At 71.0% G+C, this 17,170-nt stretch carries 14 protein-coding genes and 1 pseudogene; 2 read left to right on the top strand and 13 right to left on the bottom strand.

Annotated features, from left to right (window positions below; translation table 11 throughout):
- Positions 1–203, top strand: a 203-nt coding sequence (locus tag ACFQ3T_RS24430; RefSeq protein WP_380726252.1) for a hypothetical protein, incomplete at its 5' end; no start/stop codon positions are given.
- 376 nt (positions 204–579) lie between these two features.
- Here the strand turns inward: ACFQ3T_RS24430 and ACFQ3T_RS24435 are convergent.
- The 13 genes from ACFQ3T_RS24435 to ACFQ3T_RS24495 form a co-directional block, all read right to left on the bottom strand.
- Positions 580–1,365 (bottom strand): DeoR/GlpR family DNA-binding transcription regulator, encoded by a 786-nt coding sequence (locus ACFQ3T_RS24435; protein WP_380726254.1) that lies wholly within the window; start codon positions 1,363–1,365, stop codon positions 580–582.
- A 58-nt stretch (positions 1,366–1,423) separates the two neighbouring features.
- Positions 1,424–2,554 (bottom strand): ROK family transcriptional regulator, encoded by a 1,131-nt coding sequence (locus tag ACFQ3T_RS24440; RefSeq protein ID WP_380726256.1) that lies wholly within the window; start codon positions 2,552–2,554, stop codon positions 1,424–1,426.
- 37 nt (positions 2,555–2,591) lie between these two features.
- Complete coding sequence (locus ACFQ3T_RS24445) at positions 2,592–3,716, bottom strand: right-handed parallel beta-helix repeat-containing protein (protein ID WP_380726258.1); 1,125 nt, start codon at positions 3,714–3,716, stop codon at positions 2,592–2,594.
- A 195-nt stretch (positions 3,717–3,911) separates the two neighbouring features.
- Positions 3,912–4,109 (bottom strand): hypothetical protein, encoded by a 198-nt coding sequence (locus ACFQ3T_RS24450; RefSeq protein WP_380726260.1) that lies wholly within the window; start codon positions 4,107–4,109, stop codon positions 3,912–3,914.
- A gap of 5 nt (positions 4,110–4,114) precedes the next feature.
- Positions 4,115–5,317: a C39 family peptidase gene (locus ACFQ3T_RS24455; protein WP_380726262.1), complete on the bottom strand. Its 1,203-nt coding sequence runs from the start codon at positions 5,315–5,317 to the stop codon at positions 4,115–4,117.
- 51 nt (positions 5,318–5,368) lie between these two features.
- On the bottom strand, positions 5,369–6,589 hold the full coding sequence (gene mmsB, locus ACFQ3T_RS24460; RefSeq protein ID WP_380726264.1) for a multiple monosaccharide ABC transporter permease: 1,221 nt from the start codon (positions 6,587–6,589) through the stop codon (positions 5,369–5,371).
- The gene (gene mmsA, locus ACFQ3T_RS24465) at positions 6,586–8,112 is read right to left on the bottom strand and encodes a multiple monosaccharide ABC transporter ATP-binding protein (protein WP_380726266.1); all 1,527 of its coding nucleotides are present in this window, start codon (positions 8,110–8,112) and stop codon (positions 6,586–6,588) included. Before mmsA ends, mmsB begins: the two co-directional genes overlap by 4 nt.
- Before the next feature lie 7 nt (positions 8,113–8,119).
- Positions 8,120–9,232, bottom strand: coding sequence for a multiple monosaccharide ABC transporter substrate-binding protein (gene chvE / locus ACFQ3T_RS24470; protein WP_380726268.1), 1,113 nt, complete (start codon positions 9,230–9,232; stop codon positions 8,120–8,122).
- A 52-nt stretch (positions 9,233–9,284) separates the two neighbouring features.
- A complete protein-coding gene (gene araA, locus ACFQ3T_RS24475; protein ID WP_380726270.1) occupies positions 9,285–10,793 on the bottom strand; it encodes an L-arabinose isomerase in 1,509 nt (502 codons plus the stop codon).
- Between the two features lie 20 nt (positions 10,794–10,813).
- Positions 10,814–11,467 (bottom strand): L-ribulose-5-phosphate 4-epimerase, encoded by a 654-nt coding sequence (locus ACFQ3T_RS24480; RefSeq protein WP_380726272.1) that lies wholly within the window; start codon positions 11,465–11,467, stop codon positions 10,814–10,816.
- Positions 11,468–13,126 carry a ribulokinase gene (gene araB, locus ACFQ3T_RS24485; protein WP_380726274.1) on the bottom strand — a complete coding sequence of 553 codons (1,659 nt, stop codon included), beginning with the start codon at positions 13,124–13,126 and terminating at the stop codon, positions 11,468–11,470.
- Positions 13,127–13,357: 231 nt separating this feature from the next.
- Entirely contained in the window at positions 13,358–14,344 is a 987-nt protein-coding gene (locus ACFQ3T_RS24490; protein WP_380726278.1) for a LacI family DNA-binding transcriptional regulator, read from the bottom strand.
- A gap of 213 nt (positions 14,345–14,557) precedes the next feature.
- Positions 14,558–16,762, bottom strand: coding sequence for an immunoglobulin-like domain-containing protein (locus tag ACFQ3T_RS24495; protein ID WP_380726276.1), 2,205 nt, complete (start codon positions 16,760–16,762; stop codon positions 14,558–14,560).
- 252 nt (positions 16,763–17,014) lie between these two features.
- Here ACFQ3T_RS24495 and ACFQ3T_RS24500 point away from each other — a divergent pair.
- A pseudogene (locus ACFQ3T_RS24500) lies at positions 17,015–17,170 on the top strand (LacI family transcriptional regulator); the annotation flags it as partial.

Genomic DNA, 17,170 nt, shown 5'->3' on the forward strand with positions numbered 1-17,170 from the left:
GACGCGACTGCGGACGGGGTCGTCCGGGGAACGTGGTCGTGCGGGCGGCCCACGAGCCGGCTGCGCGCGGCCGTCCACTCGGGGTCGACCCGCGGCGCGCCGAGGAGGTGCGGGAACCGGTGGCGCGCGCGGCCGCCCGTCCGTCCGACATCGGATCACCGGGACATGCCATCGCCTGCTCCTCCCCCCTGCCGCCGCCGTGATCACTGAGCGCGACCACCGGCACACCCGTTGGACCCACGAAGGCGGCGGTCACTGTGTCGCGGGCCACAGCGCGGTGTCAAGGAGTGGGACGGGCGACGTGACCGGACCGCAACGGACCGCCGTGCCGCGCCCGTCGCCGATCGTGCCGCGGGCGGAGGAAGGGAGAACGTGCGGGCGGCCCGTCACGCGCCGACCGGCGGACCCCGCACGCTGCGACGACACCGGGCGGGCGGACGACGCGCATGGCCCTGGGATCGTCCGAATCGGACCGCGCGCCGTTCCGCAGCACGGCCACCGGGGCCGGCGGGCGCGTCGATCCGGTCTTGTTGGTGGGTCGTGACCGTCCGGTGGTCACGACCCGGCCGCGCCGACGGGTCAGACGCGGATCACCTCGACGCCCCGGTCGTGGAACCGGCGCACGTCGTCCTCGGCCACGTCGGTGTCGGTCACCAGCGCGTGCACCCGGCCGACGGGGCAGATCTCCGCGAACGCCCTGGCGCCGATCTTCGACGAGTCGGCCACCACGACCACCCGCCGGGCCTGCTCGACGAGCATCCGGTCCACGTCCGCCGCGCCCTCGTGGTGGGCGTACGCGCCCGAGTCGGGGTCGATGCCGTCCACGCCGAGGAACGTCACGTCGAGGCTCAGCCCGCTGAGGATGCGCCCGGCCAGCGGGCTGGTCAGCTCGTAGGACTGCGGGCGCGCCACCCCGCCGGTCACGACGAGCTTGACCTGCGGCCGCACGGCCAGCTCGTGGGCGATGTTCAACGCGTTGGTGACCACGGTGATCAGCCCGTCCCCCGCCGCGCCGCCGACGTCGGGGCTCGTCATCAGCGCCCGCGCCACCTCGGTGGTCGTCGTGCCGCCGTTGATGCCGACCACCGCGCCGGGCCCGACCTGCCCGGCCGCCGCCCGGCCGATGCGCTGCTTCTCCGCCGCCCGCCGGACCGCCCGGTAGCGCAGCGGCAGGCCGTAGGCCACGGAGTGCGCGACCGCGCCGCCGCGGGTGCGGGTCAGGAGCTGCTGGCGCGCCAGGTGGTCCAGGTCGCGCCGGACGGTCGCGCCGGACACCGCGAGCTCGGCCGCGACGTCGTCCACCTCGACCCGGCCGCGTTCGCCGACCAGTTGCAACAGCAGGTTCAGCCGCTCGTACCGGTTCACCAGGACCTCCCCCGAAGTCAACGGACACTACAGACGCGAGGGGGCTTCCGGAACCGCGTCAGATGACGGTGGTCAACGTGGTCCGGATGGCCAGTGCGGCGGCGGATCGCGCCCACTCGCTGAAGTCGAACGGCCGCACGTCCAGGTCGATCAACGCGGTGTCGGCCTCGAAGGTCGCCTCGATGCCGTCGCGCACCCGCGCGGCCGACACCTCGTACAGCGGCAGGCCGTCACCGGTCAGCAGCACCTTCTGCGGGTCGACGAGGTTCGCCACCGTGCCGATGAGCACGCCCAGCGCGTACCCCGCGTCGTCGAACACGCGCTTCGCGTCGGGATCTCCGGCGAGCGCGCGTTCCACCGCCTCCTCGTAGGTCGGCGGGCCGTCCAGCCCACGCAGCATCACGTGCGTCATCAGGTAGCTCGACGCGCAGCCGCGGTGGCCGTAGCCGCACTCCGGCCCGCTCGGGTCGACCAGGATGTGCGCGACCCGGGGCGGCAGCCCGTGCGAGCCCTCCACCAGCCTGCCGCCGACGACCAAGCCGCAGCCGACGCCGGCGCCGACCGTGATCAGCGCCATCGACGTCAGGCCCGCGCCCGCGCCGAACCACTGCTCGGCCGACGTGAGCGCCTGCACGTCGTTGTCGGCCGACGTCGGCACGCCGGTCGCCTCGGCCACCCGGGCGACGAGCGGGACGTCCTCCCAGCCGAGGAACTCCGCCTGCGCCACCACGCCGTCGTGGACGATGCCGCCGAGCGTCACCCCGATCCCGGTCACCGCCGGGAGGGTCGCCGCGACGTCCGCGATCCGGGCCACCACGTCGTCGGGGTCCGTCGAGCGCAGCGGCTCCTCGGCCGTCCCGACCACGGTCGCGGTGAGGTCGGTGACCGACGCGAACAGGCGGTCGCCGGTCAGCTTCACGCCCAGGAAGTGGTGGGCCTCGCCGCGCACGCGCAGCAGCTCCGAGGGCCGTCCCGTGGACGACCGCAGTTCCGTGCCGCCCTCCACCAGGAGCCCGGCGAGCACCAGCGTCCGGGTGGCCCTGGTCAGGGTGGGCCGGGACAGGCGCAGCCGGGTGGCGAGTTCGGCTCGGAGCATGGCGCCGTGGATCAGGACCTCCAGCAGCACGTCGCGGGCGACCTCGGGGAGGTCCGGCCAGGCCGGGGCGGTGCGAGCGGTTCCCGAGGTCACCGCCCGAAGATACCCCCGCCCCGTCCCGGCCGGACGGCTAGGAGCAGATGCTCTGCCTGGTGTTGACCAGCGTGTTGTTGCGGAACGTGGTGTTCGTGCCGCACGGGCTCTCGGTGATCGCCGAGTTCGTGACGGTGAGGTTCTGGATGAGGATGTCCCGCGTCACGGGGAACTCGGTGCGCGCCGCCAGCCGGATGTCGCCCGGACCGGTGACGCTGCCGCCCTGGGCGGCGATGTTCACGTTGTAGCAGTTCTCGATCAGGATCGAGTTGCTGCCCGTCTGCGCGATGTCGATCCGGTCGATCTGGAGGCCGCCGCTCTCCGAGACGCAGAAGACGCCGCGACCGCCGCCGCGCGCCTTGACCGTGCCGACCCGGACGTTGATCGGGTAGCTGCTGCCGACCCGGCCGTTGCGGTTGGCGGTGCGGAACGCGGCGTAGCCGGTGCCGGTGCCCGCGTTCTCGGCGTCGACGGTGCCCACGGTGGCGTTGATCGTCTGGTTGAGCAGCAGGCCGGACTCGCCGACGCCGCGCGCCACCACCGTGCCGATGGTCAGGCCGTCCACGCCGTAGGTCTCCACGGCGTGCGAGCTCGCGCCCTGCACGTAGGCGTAGTCGATGCGGACGTTGCGGGTCCACTGGGTGGTGTCGCCGCGGTTGTCGATGCGCACGCCCAGGCCGCGGGACAGGCGCATGGTCACGGTGCCGATGACCACGTTGGTGACGTTGCGCATGAAGATGCCGTACAGCGGAGTGCCGGTGAGGGTGAGGTTCTGGACCTCGATGTCGCGGACGCCGCGCGCGTAGATCGGGGCGTAGTCGCCGGTGCCGGTGCCCGTGACGTTGATGGTGCCGCACACGTCGATCGCGGTGTAGCTGCGCATCGAGTACCGCTCGCTCGCGGGGATGGAGCCGGACGCCCGCACGACGATCCGCTCCTTGTAGGTGCGGTTCGCGGTGAGGTTGTCGTTCGCGGCCTGCATCGCGGCGCGCAGGCTGCTGCCGGTGTAGACCGTCCGGCTGCCCCGGCGGGCGGTGAAGCTGGTGCCGGACCCGGTCACCTCGGCGTGGTACGTGCCGTCGCCGCAGGCGGCCTGGGCCTCCGGCGCGGTGACCTGGAGGAGCGCCGCTGTCAACGCTGACACGGCGAGGAGTGCTTTCATGGATGTTCTCCCGATCGGTTGGTAAGCGCTTTCCTGCGTGGCGGCGGTGATCGTGAGGCTTCTTCGGATCTGTGCGGAGAAGTGGTGACGGCCCGCCGAGGGACGTGGCGGGCCGTCACCGGAGTCGCTACTGGGAGCGTTCCCAGGCCATCAGGTAGTGAATCGGAACTCCGAATCCCCGTCAAGGGCCTCGTCTCACCCGGCTGAGGCCGGACTTGACCGGTACAGGACGGCGCTCGCGATGGACATCACCGGTCGGGGTCCAGCATCGGCCCGTTCTCGCAGGGTGACGGCGGCGCCGTTCGCGGTGGCCTGGTTGTGGACGTCCAGGCACACGCCGTGCTGGGTCGCCGTGTTCTGGTCGGCGCCGCCGTTGCAGTCCCCGATCGCCAACCGGGCTACCGGGTGATGACGTACGCGATCCCCCCGGAGCCGCCGGCGACCGTGCCGTCCGCCCGGTACCGCTTCGTCCGCAGCCAGATGTTCTCGAACTGGGTCCGGTCGTACACGCGGCGCACCGCCTCGTTGGTCGGCGACGCCGGGTCGTTGGCGATCACGTCGCCGTCCTCGGTGAACCCGATGACGACCATGATGTGGCCGGCCGTGCCGTAGCCGGCGCCGTCCAGCTCGTCCGCCCGGAACGACTGCGACGTGATCACCGGGACGCCGCGCGCGATGTGGGCCTCCAGTTCGGACAGCGAGCGCATCCGCGTGATGTGCCCGCGCAGCCCGAAGTGCGCCGCGTACGCGGTGTTGAACGGCCAGTTCCCCGCGCCGCGGTAGTCGTAGTCGTACGTGTGCCGCGCGGCGTGGTCCACGGTGGGGTCGACGTGCTCGGGGTCCAGCCAGGAGAGGTCGCTCTCCGTCGGACCGCGCCCGTAGTACTCGACCACCATCTCCGTGGACGTCGGGCTGCACCACGCCTCGCCGCCGCCGTCGTACTCCGGGAAGTGCCCTTCGTGCACGTTCTGGGAGTAGCGCGGCACCGGCAGCTCGATGCCCCGCGCGACGCCGGGCGTGCTCGCCGGGACGGTGAAGCGGTCCGGGATCGCCGACGCCATCGCGCCCGCCATCCGGAGCAGCGGCGACGTCCGGGCGCCGGTCAGCCGGTAGAGGGTGACCCGCAGCTGGTAGGCGCGCAGCGGCTGCTGGGCCACGAACGTGTCCACGTCGACGTAACCGTGCTCGTCGCCCTGCTTGGCGACCGTGGTCCGCTTGATGTCCTGGTCGCCGAACGCCCAGCGGCCCATGACGTACCAGCGGGTGCCGTCGCCGCGCAGCTCGACCTGCACCCACGTGCCCGCCGGGGTGTCCGCGTTCCACGAGGCGACGGCCTGCGTGGCGTCGAACCCGGTGGCCCGCCGCGGTGACGTCCACCGCGCGTAGTCGTACTTCCTGCCTTCGTGGTGCAGCACGCCGACCGGGCGGCCGACGGCCAGGCCGCCGGGCACCAGGGCGGTGCCCTCGTGCTCCCCCTGGGCGAGCTGCGCGGCCCGCCACTCCCGGTAGTCGACGTGCTCGCCCTCGGCCACCGCCGGTGTGACGGCGGACAGGCCGAGGGCGAGCACGGTGGACAGCACCGACACGAGCCGTGGCGTCATGTCGGAAATTGTCGCGTTAGACGGGCACTTTGTAATCAACCGACCAGGTGGTCATGCGCGGCCGCGGCGCTTGGTCCACACGTCGTACGCGACGGCGGCCAGCAGGACCAGGCCCTTCACCAGCATCACCCGCTCGCTGGGCGCGCCGATCAACGACATGCCGTTGTTGATCACGCCCATGATCAGGCCGCCGGTGATCGCGCCGACCACCTTGCCCACACCGCCCTGGACGGCCGCGCCGCCGATGAACGCCGCCGCGATCGCGTCGAGCTCGAACGCGGTGCCCGCGGTCGGACCGGCCTGGTTCAGCCGGCCCGCGAAGATCACGCCCGCGAGCGCCGACAGCACACCCATGTTCACGAACACCCAGAACGTGACCTGCTTGACCTTCACGCCGGACAGCGTGGCGGCCTGGAGGTTGCCGCCGATGGCGTAGATGTGCCGCCCGAACACCGACTTGTTCGCCATCACCGAGTACCCCAGCGCCAGCACCGCGAGCAGCACGAGCACCCACGGCAGGTTCCGGAACCGGGCCAGCTGCACCACGATCGCCAGCACCACGGCCGCCGCCAGCGCGATCTTCGCGACGAAGATCGGGAACGGGTCGACGACCTGCCCGTAGCCCAGCCGCGCCTTGCGGTTGCGCCACTGGTTGAACGCGAACCCGACCACCACCGCGACACCCACCAGGAGGCTGACGAGGTCCGCGCCGCCCAGCGGGCCGAGGCCGACGTTGCCGAGGTAGCCCTCGGTGAAGCCGTTGGCCAGGGTGCGGATCTGGTCCGGGAACGGGCCGATGCCCTGGTTGCCCAGCACGGTGAGCGTCAACGCGCGGAACACGAGCATGCCGGCCAGCGTCACGATGAACGCCGGGATGCCGAAGAACGCGACCCAGTAGCCCTGCGCCGCGCCGATCACCGCCCCCGCGAGCAGCGTGATCAGCACCGCCAACGGCCACGGCAGGCCCATCTGCACGGTCAGCACCGCGCAGATCGCGCCGGTCAGCGCGACCACCGACCCGACGGACAGGTCGATGTGCCCGTTGATGATCACGAGGATCATGCCGATGGCCAGGATGAGCACGTACGAGTTCTGCACGATGATGTTGGAGATGTTCTGCGGTTGCAGCAGAGCGCCGTCCGTCAGCACCGTGAAGAGCACCACGATCAGCGCGAACGCCATGTAGATGCCGGACTGCCGCAGGTTGATCGAGAACCGGCGCTGCGGTGCGGCGGACTTCGCCACGGGCGCCGGTGCCAGTTCTGTGCTCATGAGGTCTGTCCCTGGGTCATGTGGTGCATCAGGCGTTCCTGGGTGGCTTCCGCGCGGTCGAACTCGCCGGTGATCCGGCCCTCGGACAGGGTGTAGACCCGGTCGCACAGGCCGAGCAGCTCCGGCAGCTCGGAGGAGATGACCAGCACCGCGCGGCCCTGGTCGGCCAGGTCGTTGATGATCGAGTAGATCTCGTACTTCGCGCCGACGTCGATGCCGCGCGTCGGCTCGTCGAGGATGAGCACCTCGGGGTCGGTGAACATCCACTTGGCCAGCACGACCTTCTGCTGGTTGCCGCCGGACAGCGTGCCCACCGGCGTGCCGACGCCCGAGGTCTTGATGTTCATCGAGCGCCGGAACCGCTCGGCGACGGAGAACTCCTCGTTCGCGTTCACCCAACCGCGCGTGGCCAGCTTGTGGAGCCCGGCCGCGGACACGTTGCGCTTGACGTCCTCGATCAGGTTGAGCCCGTACCGCTTGCGGTCCTCGCTGACGTAGGCCAGGCCGTGCTCGATGGCCCTGCGGACGGTCCGCGTGTCGATCTCGCGGCCCTCCTTGACCACCCGGCCGGAGACGCCGACGCCGTAGGACCGCCCGAACACGCTCATCGCCAGTTCGGTGCGGCCCGCGCCCATCAGGCCGGCGAGGCCGACGATCTCGCCGCGCCGCAACGACAGCGTGGCGCGGTCGACCACCACCCGGTCCGGCTGGGACGGGCTGTGCACGGTCCAGTCCTCGATCCGCAGCACCTCCTCCCCCACCTTCGGGGTGCGGGGCGGGAACCGGTGCTCCAGGTCGCGGCCGACCATGCCCGCGATGATCCGCTCCTCGCTCACGTCGTGAGCCGGCAGCGTCTCGATGGTGCGGCCGTCGCGCAGGATCGTGATGCTGTCCGCGATCCTGGTGAGCTCGTTGAGCTTGTGCGAGATGATCACCGAGGTGATGCCCTCGGCGCGCAGCCCGTCGAGCAGGTCGAGCAGGTGCGCGGAGTCGTCGTCGTTCAACGCGGCCGTCGGCTCGTCCAGGATGAGGAGCTTGACGTCCTTGGCCAGCGCCTTGGCGATCTCGACCAGCTGCTGCTTGCCCACGCCCAGGTCGTGCACGGGCGTGGTGGGGTTGTCGTGCAGGCCCACGCGGGCGAGCAGGGCGCCCGCCGCGTGGTTGGTGCGGTTCCAGTCGATGAACCCGCGCTTGGCCCGCTCGTTGCCGAGGTACAGGTTCTCGGCGATGGACAGCTGGCCGCACAGCGCCAGCTCCTGGTGGATGATCACGATGCCGCGCCGCTCGCTGTCGCGGACGCCGCCGAACGAGCAGGGCTCGCCCTCGAAGACGATCTCCCCCTCGTACGACCCGTGGGGGTGGACGCCGGAGAGCACCTTCATCAGCGTGGACTTGCCCGCGCCGTTCTCACCGCAGATCGCGTGGATCTCACCGCGCCGCACGGACAGCGTGACGTCGTGCAGCGCGGTGACCCCGGCGAACCGCTTGGTGATGCCGCGCATCACCAGGATGTCGTCGGACATGACCCGATTACCTCAACTGGTCCGCGGTGTAGTAGCCGCTGTCCACGAGCACCTTCTGGTAGTTGGTCTTGTCCACGATGACCGGCTCCAGCAGGAACGAGGGCACGACCTTCTTGCCGTTGTCGTAGTCCTTCTCGTTGTTGACCTCGGGCTTCTCGCCCTTGAGCACCGAGTCCGCCATCTTCACGGTGACCTCCGCCAGCTGGCGGGTGTCCTTGTGGATGGTGGAGAACTGCTCGCCCGCGATGATCGACTTCACCGAGGCGACCTCGGCGTCCTGGCCGGTGACGATCGGGTACGGGTTGCCCGCGGTGCCGTAGCCGCTGCTCTTCAGCGCGGACAGGATGCCGATGGACAGGCCGTCGTACGGCGACAGGACGCCGTTCACCTGCGCGCCGCCGTAGGTGGACGTGAGCAGGTCCTCCATGCGCTTCTGGGCCGTCGCCGGGTCCCAGCGCAGGATGGCGACCGTCTTGAAGTCGGTCTGGCCGCTCTTGACCACCAGCGTGCCCTTGTCGATGTGCGGCTGGAGCACCGACATCGCGCCGTTGAAGAAGAACGTGGCGTTGTTGTCGTCCGGCGAGCCGGCGAACAGCTCGACGTTCAGCGGGCCCTTCGCGTCACCGGGCGTGCCGTCGGCCTTGAGCACGCCGAGGCCCGTCAGCAGCGAGGTGGCCTGCTGCACGCCGACCTTGAAGTTGTCGAACGTGGCGTAGTAGTCGACGCTGTCGGTGTTGCGCAGCAGCCGGTCGTAGGCGATGACCGGGATGTTGGCGTCCTGCGCCTGCTGCAGCTGCGACGTGATCGCGGTGCCGTCGATCGACGCCACGACGAGCAGCTTCGCGCCCTTCGTGATCTGGTTCTCGATCTGGTTGGCCTGCGTCGGGATGTCGTTCTCGGCGTACTGGAGGTCGACCTTGTAGCCCTTCGCCTCCAACGCCTTCTTGATGTTGTCGCCGTCGTGGATCCAGCGCTCGGACGAGCGGGTCGGCATGGTCACGCCGACCAGCGCGCCCTCGCTCGACCCGGTCTGCTGGTCGACGGTCTTCTCCGCCGAGCCGCACGCGGACAACGTGAGGGCTGCCGCCACGGCGACGGCGGCGAACCGTGGAAACTCCATTGTTTCTTTTCTCCTCGGGGTGGCGGTGTGGCCTTCGGGCGGCGCGGGGCGGCTAGCGCAGGCCCTGCGCGAGCCGGAAGTACGCCTGGTTCCAGCGCAGCCGGTCGCTGAACGACGCGGTGGTCGTGTCGCGGTCGATGACGACGAGCTCGGTGTTCACCATGTTCGCGAAGTCGCTCAGCACCTCGGCGCCCACGGCCTGCGTCATCACGGTGTGGTGCGGGCCGCCCGCGGTCAGCCACGACTCGGCCGACGTGGACAGCGACGGCGCGGGCTTCCACACCGCGCGGGCCACCGGCAGGTTCGGCAGCGGCTCGTCCGGCGGCACGACCTCGACCTCGTTGGCCACCAACCGGAACCGCTCCCCCAGGTCGGCCAGGCCGACGACCACGGCGGGCCCCGCCGCCGCGTCGAACACCAGCCGCACCGGGTCCTCCCGGCCGCCGATGCCCAGCGCGTGGACCTCGCACGACGGGCGGTCGGCCGCGATGGTCGGGCAGACCTCCAGCATGTGCGCGCCCAGGATCTTCGGCTCGCCGGGGCCGAAGTGGTACGTGTAGTCCTCCATGAACGACGTGCCGCGGCCCGTGCCGGCGCCCATCGCCTTCACCGCGGCCAGCAGCGCGGACGTCTTCCAGTCGCCCTCGCCGCCGAAGCCGTAGCCGTCGGCCATGAGCCGCTGCACGGCCAGGCCCGGCAGCTGCCGCAGCCCGCCCAGGTCCTCGAAGTTCGTGGTGAACGCGCCGAAGCCGCCCTCGGTGAGGAACCGGCGCAGGCCGGCCTCGATGCGCGCCGCGTAGCGCAGCGACTCGTGCCGCTCGGCGCCCCGCTGCAGCTCGGGCGCGAGCCGGTAGGCGTCGGCGTAATCGGCGACGAGCAGGTCCACCTCGTCGTCCGGCACCGCGTCCACGACTGCGACCAGGTCGTTGACGCCGTAGGTGTTCACCGAGACGCCGAAGCGCAGCTCGGCTTCCACCTTGTCGCCCTCGGTCACCGCGACGCCGCGCATGTTGTCGCCGAACCGGGCCAGCTTCATCCCGTTCAGGTGGCTGTAGCCGGTGGCGGCGCGCACCCAGCCGTCGATCCGCTCGGCCAGCACCGGGTCGCTCGCGTGGCCCGCGACGGTCTTGCGGTGCACGCCGATCCTGGTCTGGATGAACCCGAACTCGCGGTCGCCGTGGGCGGCCTGGTTGAGGTTCATGAAGTCCATGTCGATCGTCGACCACGGCAGCGCCTCGTTCAGCTGCGTGTGCAGGTGCAGCAGCGGCTTGCGCAGCGCGTCCAGCCCGGTGATCCACATCTTCGCGGGCGAGAACGTGTGCATCCACGCGATCACGCCGATGCACGACGGGTCGGAGTTCGCCGCGAGCATCACGTCGCGGATGGCGGCGGTGTCGGTCAGCACCGGCCGCCACACGATCTCCGCGGCGATCCGCCCCGACTCGGTGAGCATGCGCTGGATCTGCTGCGACTGCCGGGCGACCTGGTCGAGCGTTTCCGGGCCGTAGAGGTGCTGGCTCCCGGTCAGGAACCAGACTTGCGGCTTCCCGGCAGTGGACATGCGGGGCTCCCCTCGTGGGCTCATTGCCCGTAGACGTTCTGGTAGCGCGCGTGGAGGCTGTCGATGTGGTGCTGCTCGATCGGTTTCGGCGTGCCCAGCTGGTGCGCGAAGTGGACGGTGCGGGCCACGTCCTCCAGCATCACCGCGGCCTTCACCGCCGACCGGGCGTCCTTGCCGACCGTGAACGGGCCGTGGTTGCGCATCAGCACGGCGGGCGACCGGCTCTCCCGCAGCGTCTCCACGATGCCCTGGCCGATCGAGTCGTCGCCGATGAGCGCGAACGGCCCCACCGGGATGTCGCCGCCGAACTCGTCGGCGATCATGGTGAGCACGCACGGGATCGGCTCGCCGCGGGCGGCCCACGCCGTGGCGTACGGCGAGTGCGTGTGCACCACGCCGTTCACCTCGGGCATGTGCCGGTACACGTACGCGTGCGCGGCGGTGTCCGAGGACGGCGAGTAGTCGCCCTCCACCAGGTTGCCGTGCAGGTCGGTGACGACCATCGCCTCGGGCGTCAGATGGTCGTAGGACACGCCGGACGGCTTGATGACCATCAGGTCCTGGCCTGGCACGCGGGCGGAGACGTTGCCCGCGGTCCAGATCACCAGCTCGTACCGGGTCAGCTCGCGGTGCAGTTCGGCGACCGTGCGGCGCAGGTCTGAGACGGCGGACACCTACTTCTCCCCCTTCGCGGCGCGACGGCGCGCCTTCAGCCGGTGCATGACCTCGTTGACGCCGCGCCCGAAGTAGTCGTGCAGCTCCTGGTACTCGACGAACATCGACTCGTACGCCTCGACGTTCGCCGGGATCGGCAGGTAGACGCCGCGCTTGACCGAGCCCATGGCGTCTGCGGCGGCGCGGATGTCCTCGTACGCCTTCGCGGCCACGGCGGCGTGCATCGCCGAGCCGAGCGCCGGGCCCTGCTCGGAGCCGATGACCGACAGCGGCAGGTTCGTCACGTCGGCGTAGATCTGCATCAGCAGCGGGTTGCGCAGCAGGCCGCCCGCGATCACCAGCTCGGTCACCGGGATGCCCGCGTCGGTGTAGGAGTCCACGATCACCCGCGTGCCGTAGGCGGTGGCCTCCAGCAACGCCCGGTAGGTGTCCTCGGGGCGGGTCGCGAGCGTCTGCCCGACGACGACGCCCGACAGCTCGTGGTCCACCAGGACCGAGCGGTTGCCGCTGTGCCAGTCGAGCGCGATCAGGCCGTGCTCGCCGATGCGCTGCTCGGCGGCCAGCTCGGTCAGCAGCTCGTGCACGGTGATGCCGCGCTCACGGGCCTTCTCGTGGTACTCCGGCGGCACGTTGTGCTCGACGAACCAGGCGAAGATGTCGCCGACGCCGCTCTGGCCGGACTCGTAGCCCCACAGGCCGGGCACGATCCCGCCGTCCACGACACCGCACATGCCCGGCACGTCGGCCAGGACGTCGGCGTTCATGACGTGGCACGTGGACGTGCCCATGATCGCGACCATCTGGCCGGGCTCGACGGCCCGCGCGGCGGGCGCGGTCACGTGCGCGTCGACGTTGCCGACCGCCACCGCGATGCCGGGCCGCAGGCCGGTCCACTCGGCGGCCTGCTCGGTGAGGCCGCCGGCGCGGTCGCCGAGCCGGCCGAGCGGGTGGTCCAGCTTCTCCGCGACGAAGCCCTTGAAGTCGGGGTTCAGCGCGGCCAGGAAGTCCTCGGACGGGTAGCCGTCCTGGTAGATGCCCTTGTAGCCGGCGGTGCAGGCGTTGCGGACGTACGTGCCCGCGAGCTGCCAGACGATCCAGTCGGCGGCCTCGACCCAGTGGTCCATCGCCGCGTAGACCTCGGGCGCCTCCTCCAGCAGCTGGAGGCCCTTGGCGAACTCCCACTCGGAGGAGATGAGGCCGCCGTAGCGGGGCAGCCAGCTCTCCCGGCGCAGCGAGGCGAGGTGGTTGATCCGGTCGGCCTGCGGCTGGGCCGCGTGGTGCTTCCACAGCTTGACGTACGCGTGCGGGTTGTCCGCGAACTCCGGCAGCTCGTTGAGCGGCGTGCCGTCCGCCTTGACCGGGACCATCGTGCACGCGGTGAAGTCGGTGCCGATGCCGATGACGTCGGCCGGGTCGACCCCCGCGTCGGCGACGGCCGCCGGGACGGCGTGCTTCAGCACGTCCACGTAGTCCTGGGGCACCTGCAGCGCCCAGTCCGGCGGCAACGGCCTGCCGTCGGGCAGCGCCCGGTCCAGCACGCCGTGCCGGTAGTCATGCACCCCGGTGCCCAATTCGAGGCCGTCGCGCACCCGCACCACCACCGCGCGGCCGGACAACGTGCCGAAGTCGACACCCACCACCACTGGATCGCTCGCCATGGTGACGAGTGTTATCGCTAACATTCGCGGCGTCAAGACCCGCCTGCAACGTGGCCTTGAATGGGACGTGAGCGTGCACAAAACGTGAGGCTGGAAGCGCCCGCGCCGGGACCGGGCTCACAGGTCAAGCGTAGGGCCGATCGCGCCCGGCGCGGGCCGCATTCGGGCGCAAAAGCACGCGGGTGGGCGCCGCCGGGGTCCGGCGACGCCCACCCTACGGGTAGGCCGCGATCACTCCGCGGGCGGAGCGACGCTGTCCCGCTTGACCAGCGCCGGCGCGACGGTGCGCTGGGACGCGCCCACCTCGCCGTCGCCGACCTGGGCCAGCAGCAGCTCCAGGGTCTCCTTGGCGACCGCGTGGAAGTCCGGTCGGATGGTCGTCAGCGGCGGGATGAAGTACGCCGCCTCCGGCACGTCGTCGAACCCGACGATGCTGACGTCGTGCGGCACCCGGCGACCGCGCTCGCTCATCGACCGCAGGATGCCGAGCGCCAGGTGGTCGTTCGCCGCGAAGATCGCGGTGACCTCCGGCATGCGGGCCAGCATCTGGCCCGCGCGGTAGCCGGAGGACGCGCTCCAGTCCGCCGGCACGACCGGCGGCACCTCCATCCCGGCCGTCTCCAGCGCCGACCGCCAACCCCTTATGCGGCCCGCGCTGTCGAACCAGTCCGCCGGCCCCGACACGTGCCACACCGTGTGGTGGCCCGCGTCGAGCAGGTGGCGGGTCGCCGCGAACGCGCCCGCCGCCTGGTCGACCGTCACCAACGGGGTGGAGCGCTCCGGGTCGCCGTCCACGGTGACCAGCGGGATGCCCGCGGACACCTCGCCGACGGCCTCGTTGGCCGACGCGGTCGGCGCGATGACCACTATCCCGGCGACCCGCTGGTCGAGGTGGCGCTCGACGGCGTCCGAGATCGAGTTGCGGTCCAGCACGTTGACCCGGCCCACGCTGACCGCGAACCCGGCCTCCGCCGCCGCCTCCTCGAACGCGGCGAGCAGCGACGCGGGGCCGTAGAGGGTCGAGTTCTGCGCCACCACCCCGATCAGCTGCGACCTGCCCGTGACGAGCGCTCGGGCCGCCTTGTTGGGCCGGTAGCCCAACTCGGCGATCGCCGCGCGCACGCGCAGCCGGGTCTGCTCCCGGACGTTCGGGTGCCCGTTCAGCACCCGTGACACCGTCTGGTGCGAGACCCCGGCGAGCCGGGCGACGTCCGTCATCGCGGGATCGCGCGAGGTCTTGTGCTCCACTTCCGCCCCATCTCCACTGTCAACATTGCGCCACACGTGATGTTAGCGATAACAGGGGCTGTTCCCAGCCCTGTCGCCCGCCGTCCCATTGTCCACCAGGGACCGTTCCGGAGAGGTCAGGACGCGTCAGCCCGACCGGAATGTCGCCCTTTCCCGCGACGCGGGACGCGCGGCGACGTCCGGTCAGGGGAACGCGGCGCGGACGCGGTCGAGCTCGGCCTTGGTCACCGGCAGCACGGTGCCGTGCCGCGGTCGGCTGGGCAGGGAGTAGCCGGTGGCGAGCCGCCACTGGCCGGAGGCGAGGTCCGTGGTCTCGAACGGCACGTAGCCGCGTCCGCCGAACTCGTCGATGAACAGGTACCAGCGGTCCTCGGTGTTGGACTTGAACACCGTCGGGCCCTCGCCCTGGTTGATCGAGCCCTTGCCGATGCAGTCGGCGACGAAGTCGTAGGAGGTGTCGCGCAGCTCGGTGGACTTCTCGGCCAGGATGAACTTGCTGCACGGCGTCGTGGACGTGTTGTTCCGCTCGTCCTTGGTGAACCGGTAGTACTCGTCGCCGTGCTTGATGACGGTCGAGTCGATCACCGAGTAGCCGGGGTCGACCCACACCCGAGGCTCGCTGAACGTGCGGAAGTCGCGCGTCGTCGCGTACAGCATCTTGTTGTAGGTGTCGCCGGTGTGGCCGGGGTCGTCCTCGGCGTAGACCTTGGACGCCCAGAAGACGACGTACGCGCCGATCGACTCGTCGTAGTACGCCTCGGGCGCCCACGTGTTGCCCGCCGTCTCCGGCGACACGAGCACGTGGCGCTGCTCCGACCAGGTCACGAGGTCCGTGGACTCCCACACCTCGACGTGCCGGCTGCCCTTGCGCTGGACGAGGTCCCAGTCGCCGTTGCCGTGCATCTTCAGGTCGGTGGCGATGAGGTAGAACTTGTCGCCCTCCGGGGACCGGATGATGAACGGGTCGCGCACGCCCTTGTCGCCCAACGACGAGGTGAGGACGGGTTTGCCCTGGTTCAGCTCGTCCCAGCGCAGGGCGTCGTTGCCGCGGCTGGCCGCGAAGTACACCTGCTCGCCGGTGGCCGTGCCCTCGCCGGTGAAGTAGCCGAACAGGTACCCCTCGTAGTCCTGCCGCGCGGGCTTCGGCGTCACGGTGACGTCGAAGCGGCGCTTGGCCTGCTCCTCGCCGCTGCGGACGGTCGCGGTGAGCGTCAGCCGCTCGGGCTTCGCGCCGTGCTCGGGGCGGGTGACCTCGCCGGTCTCGGTGACGACCTTCTTCCTGGTCGACTTCCACGACACCTCGACCCCGTGCAGGCCCGCGGTGGGCAGGGTGATGTTGCCGCGGATGTCGTCCGCGTCCCACACGGTCAGCGCGGCGGCCGCCTCGGCGACCTTCTCGGCGTCGGTCAGCTCGGGGCGCACGGTCACCTGGAACTCCCTGGCCTGCCCGAACGCGGTCGCGGTGAGCGTGACCGTCGCGGGCGGGCTGCCGGCCGCGGGCCGGGTGACGACGCCCGCGGCGGAGACGACCGACGGGTCCCCGGACTGCCAGGTGATCGTCGAGCCGTACGGCCCGGTGACCGGCAGCGCCAGGTTCGCGGTGACGGCGGACAGGTCGCCGAGGTCGATGGCCGCGAGGTCGCGCCGGCCCTTCTCCTCGTCCGCGACGAAGCCCAGCGCGTGCGCCTCGGCGGCGGTCAGAGCCCGGTTGTACAGGCGGAAGTCGCGGACCGCGCCCTTGAGGTAGCGGTCCCCGCTGTAGACGGATCGTCCCAGGTAATTGGCGGTGGTGGAGCCTCCGCCGATCATCGCCGGGGTGGTCGTGACGCCGGTCCGGCGGGCGACCTCGACGCCGTCCTCGTAGAGCACCGCGGTGCCGCCCGCCAGCGTGTACGTCAGGGTCTTCCAGACGCCGCGGGCGAGGTTGCGCCCGGCGGACACGGTCTGCTCGGTCGACCAGTTGCCGGTGGCGATGGACGTGCGGTAGGCGTTGCCGGTGGTGAAGATGTAGCCGTTGCCCGAGGTCCCGGACGAGTTGCCCAGGCCGTACACGAAGTAGGGAGTCGCCTGGTCTGGCGCGATGCGCACCTGTACCGACACGCTGATGTCGGTCAGACCGCGCAGGACGTGGTCGGGCAGCTTCACGTGCCCGTTGACGCCGCCCAGGTGCAGGCCCTCGGCCCCGGCCGGGGTGGCGTCGCCGACGATGGCGCCGTCACGGCCTCCGCCGGAGGCGTCCACCGCGACGGCTCCGCCCGTCTGGGTGAGCGGGTAGTGCAGGACCAGCCCGTCGGTGGCGGAGGCGGGCGAGGCGGTCAGGACCGCCGCGAACAGCACCGCGCCGAGCACCGCGGCCGCGGGGCGTGGACGATGACGAAGGGAGACCATGAGGATGTCGCTCTCGTCTTGCGCGCGGCGCGCGGCCGCGCGTGAACAGGGCCTGTGAAGGGTCGTCGTGGGCTGAGTCACAAAAAGTGAGCGCTAACATATGGCTAGCTAACAAACGTGTCAAGGATGCGAAGTTGACGTTTCCAAGGGGTTGACTGGCCGATTGTGAGCGTTCACTCTTGTGGCCCAGGTGACCACCGTCACGCGGTTCGCCGCCCCGTCAGTGTCATGGGTTCCCACGGAGGAAGACCAGTGTTGAAGAAGATCACGACCGCCGCCGCCGCGGTCCTGTTGGCCGCGTTGACCGCGTGCGGTTCCGGTGGATCCGGGGACGCCGGGTCGTCGGGCACCGCCGCCAACGACGACGGCAAGATCACGATGGGCTTCGCGCAGGTGGGCGCCGAGAGT

This window comes from Saccharothrix hoggarensis (genome assembly GCF_042678885.1).
In the GTDB taxonomy this organism is placed as follows: domain Bacteria; phylum Actinomycetota; class Actinomycetes; order Mycobacteriales; family Pseudonocardiaceae; genus Actinosynnema; species Actinosynnema hoggarensis.

Excerpts from the sequence above, each read along its gene's own strand:
- chvE (WP_380726268.1), bottom strand. The coding sequence starts at position 9,232 with ATGGAGTTTCCACGGTTCGCCGCCGTCGCCGTGGCGGCAGCCCTCACG.
- ACFQ3T_RS24495 (WP_380726276.1), bottom strand. The coding sequence starts at position 16,762 with ATGGTCTCCCTTCGTCATCGTCCACGCCCCGCGGCCGCGGTGCTCGGC.
- ACFQ3T_RS24455 (WP_380726262.1), bottom strand. The coding sequence starts at position 5,317 with ATGACGCCACGGCTCGTGTCGGTGCTGTCCACCGTGCTCGCCCTCGGC.
- mmsB (WP_380726264.1), bottom strand. The coding sequence starts at position 6,589 with ATGAGCACAGAACTGGCACCGGCGCCCGTGGCGAAGTCCGCCGCACCG.
- ACFQ3T_RS24445 (WP_380726258.1), bottom strand. The coding sequence starts at position 3,716 with ATGAAAGCACTCCTCGCCGTGTCAGCGTTGACAGCGGCGCTCCTCCAG.
- araA (WP_380726270.1), bottom strand. The coding sequence starts at position 10,793 with ATGTCCACTGCCGGGAAGCCGCAAGTCTGGTTCCTGACCGGGAGCCAG.
- mmsA (WP_380726266.1), bottom strand. The coding sequence starts at position 8,112 with ATGTCCGACGACATCCTGGTGATGCGCGGCATCACCAAGCGGTTCGCC.
- araB (WP_380726274.1), bottom strand. The coding sequence starts at position 13,126 with ATGGCGAGCGATCCAGTGGTGGTGGGTGTCGACTTCGGCACGTTGTCC.
- ACFQ3T_RS24490 (WP_380726278.1), bottom strand. The coding sequence starts at position 14,344 with ATGACGGACGTCGCCCGGCTCGCCGGGGTCTCGCACCAGACGGTGTCA.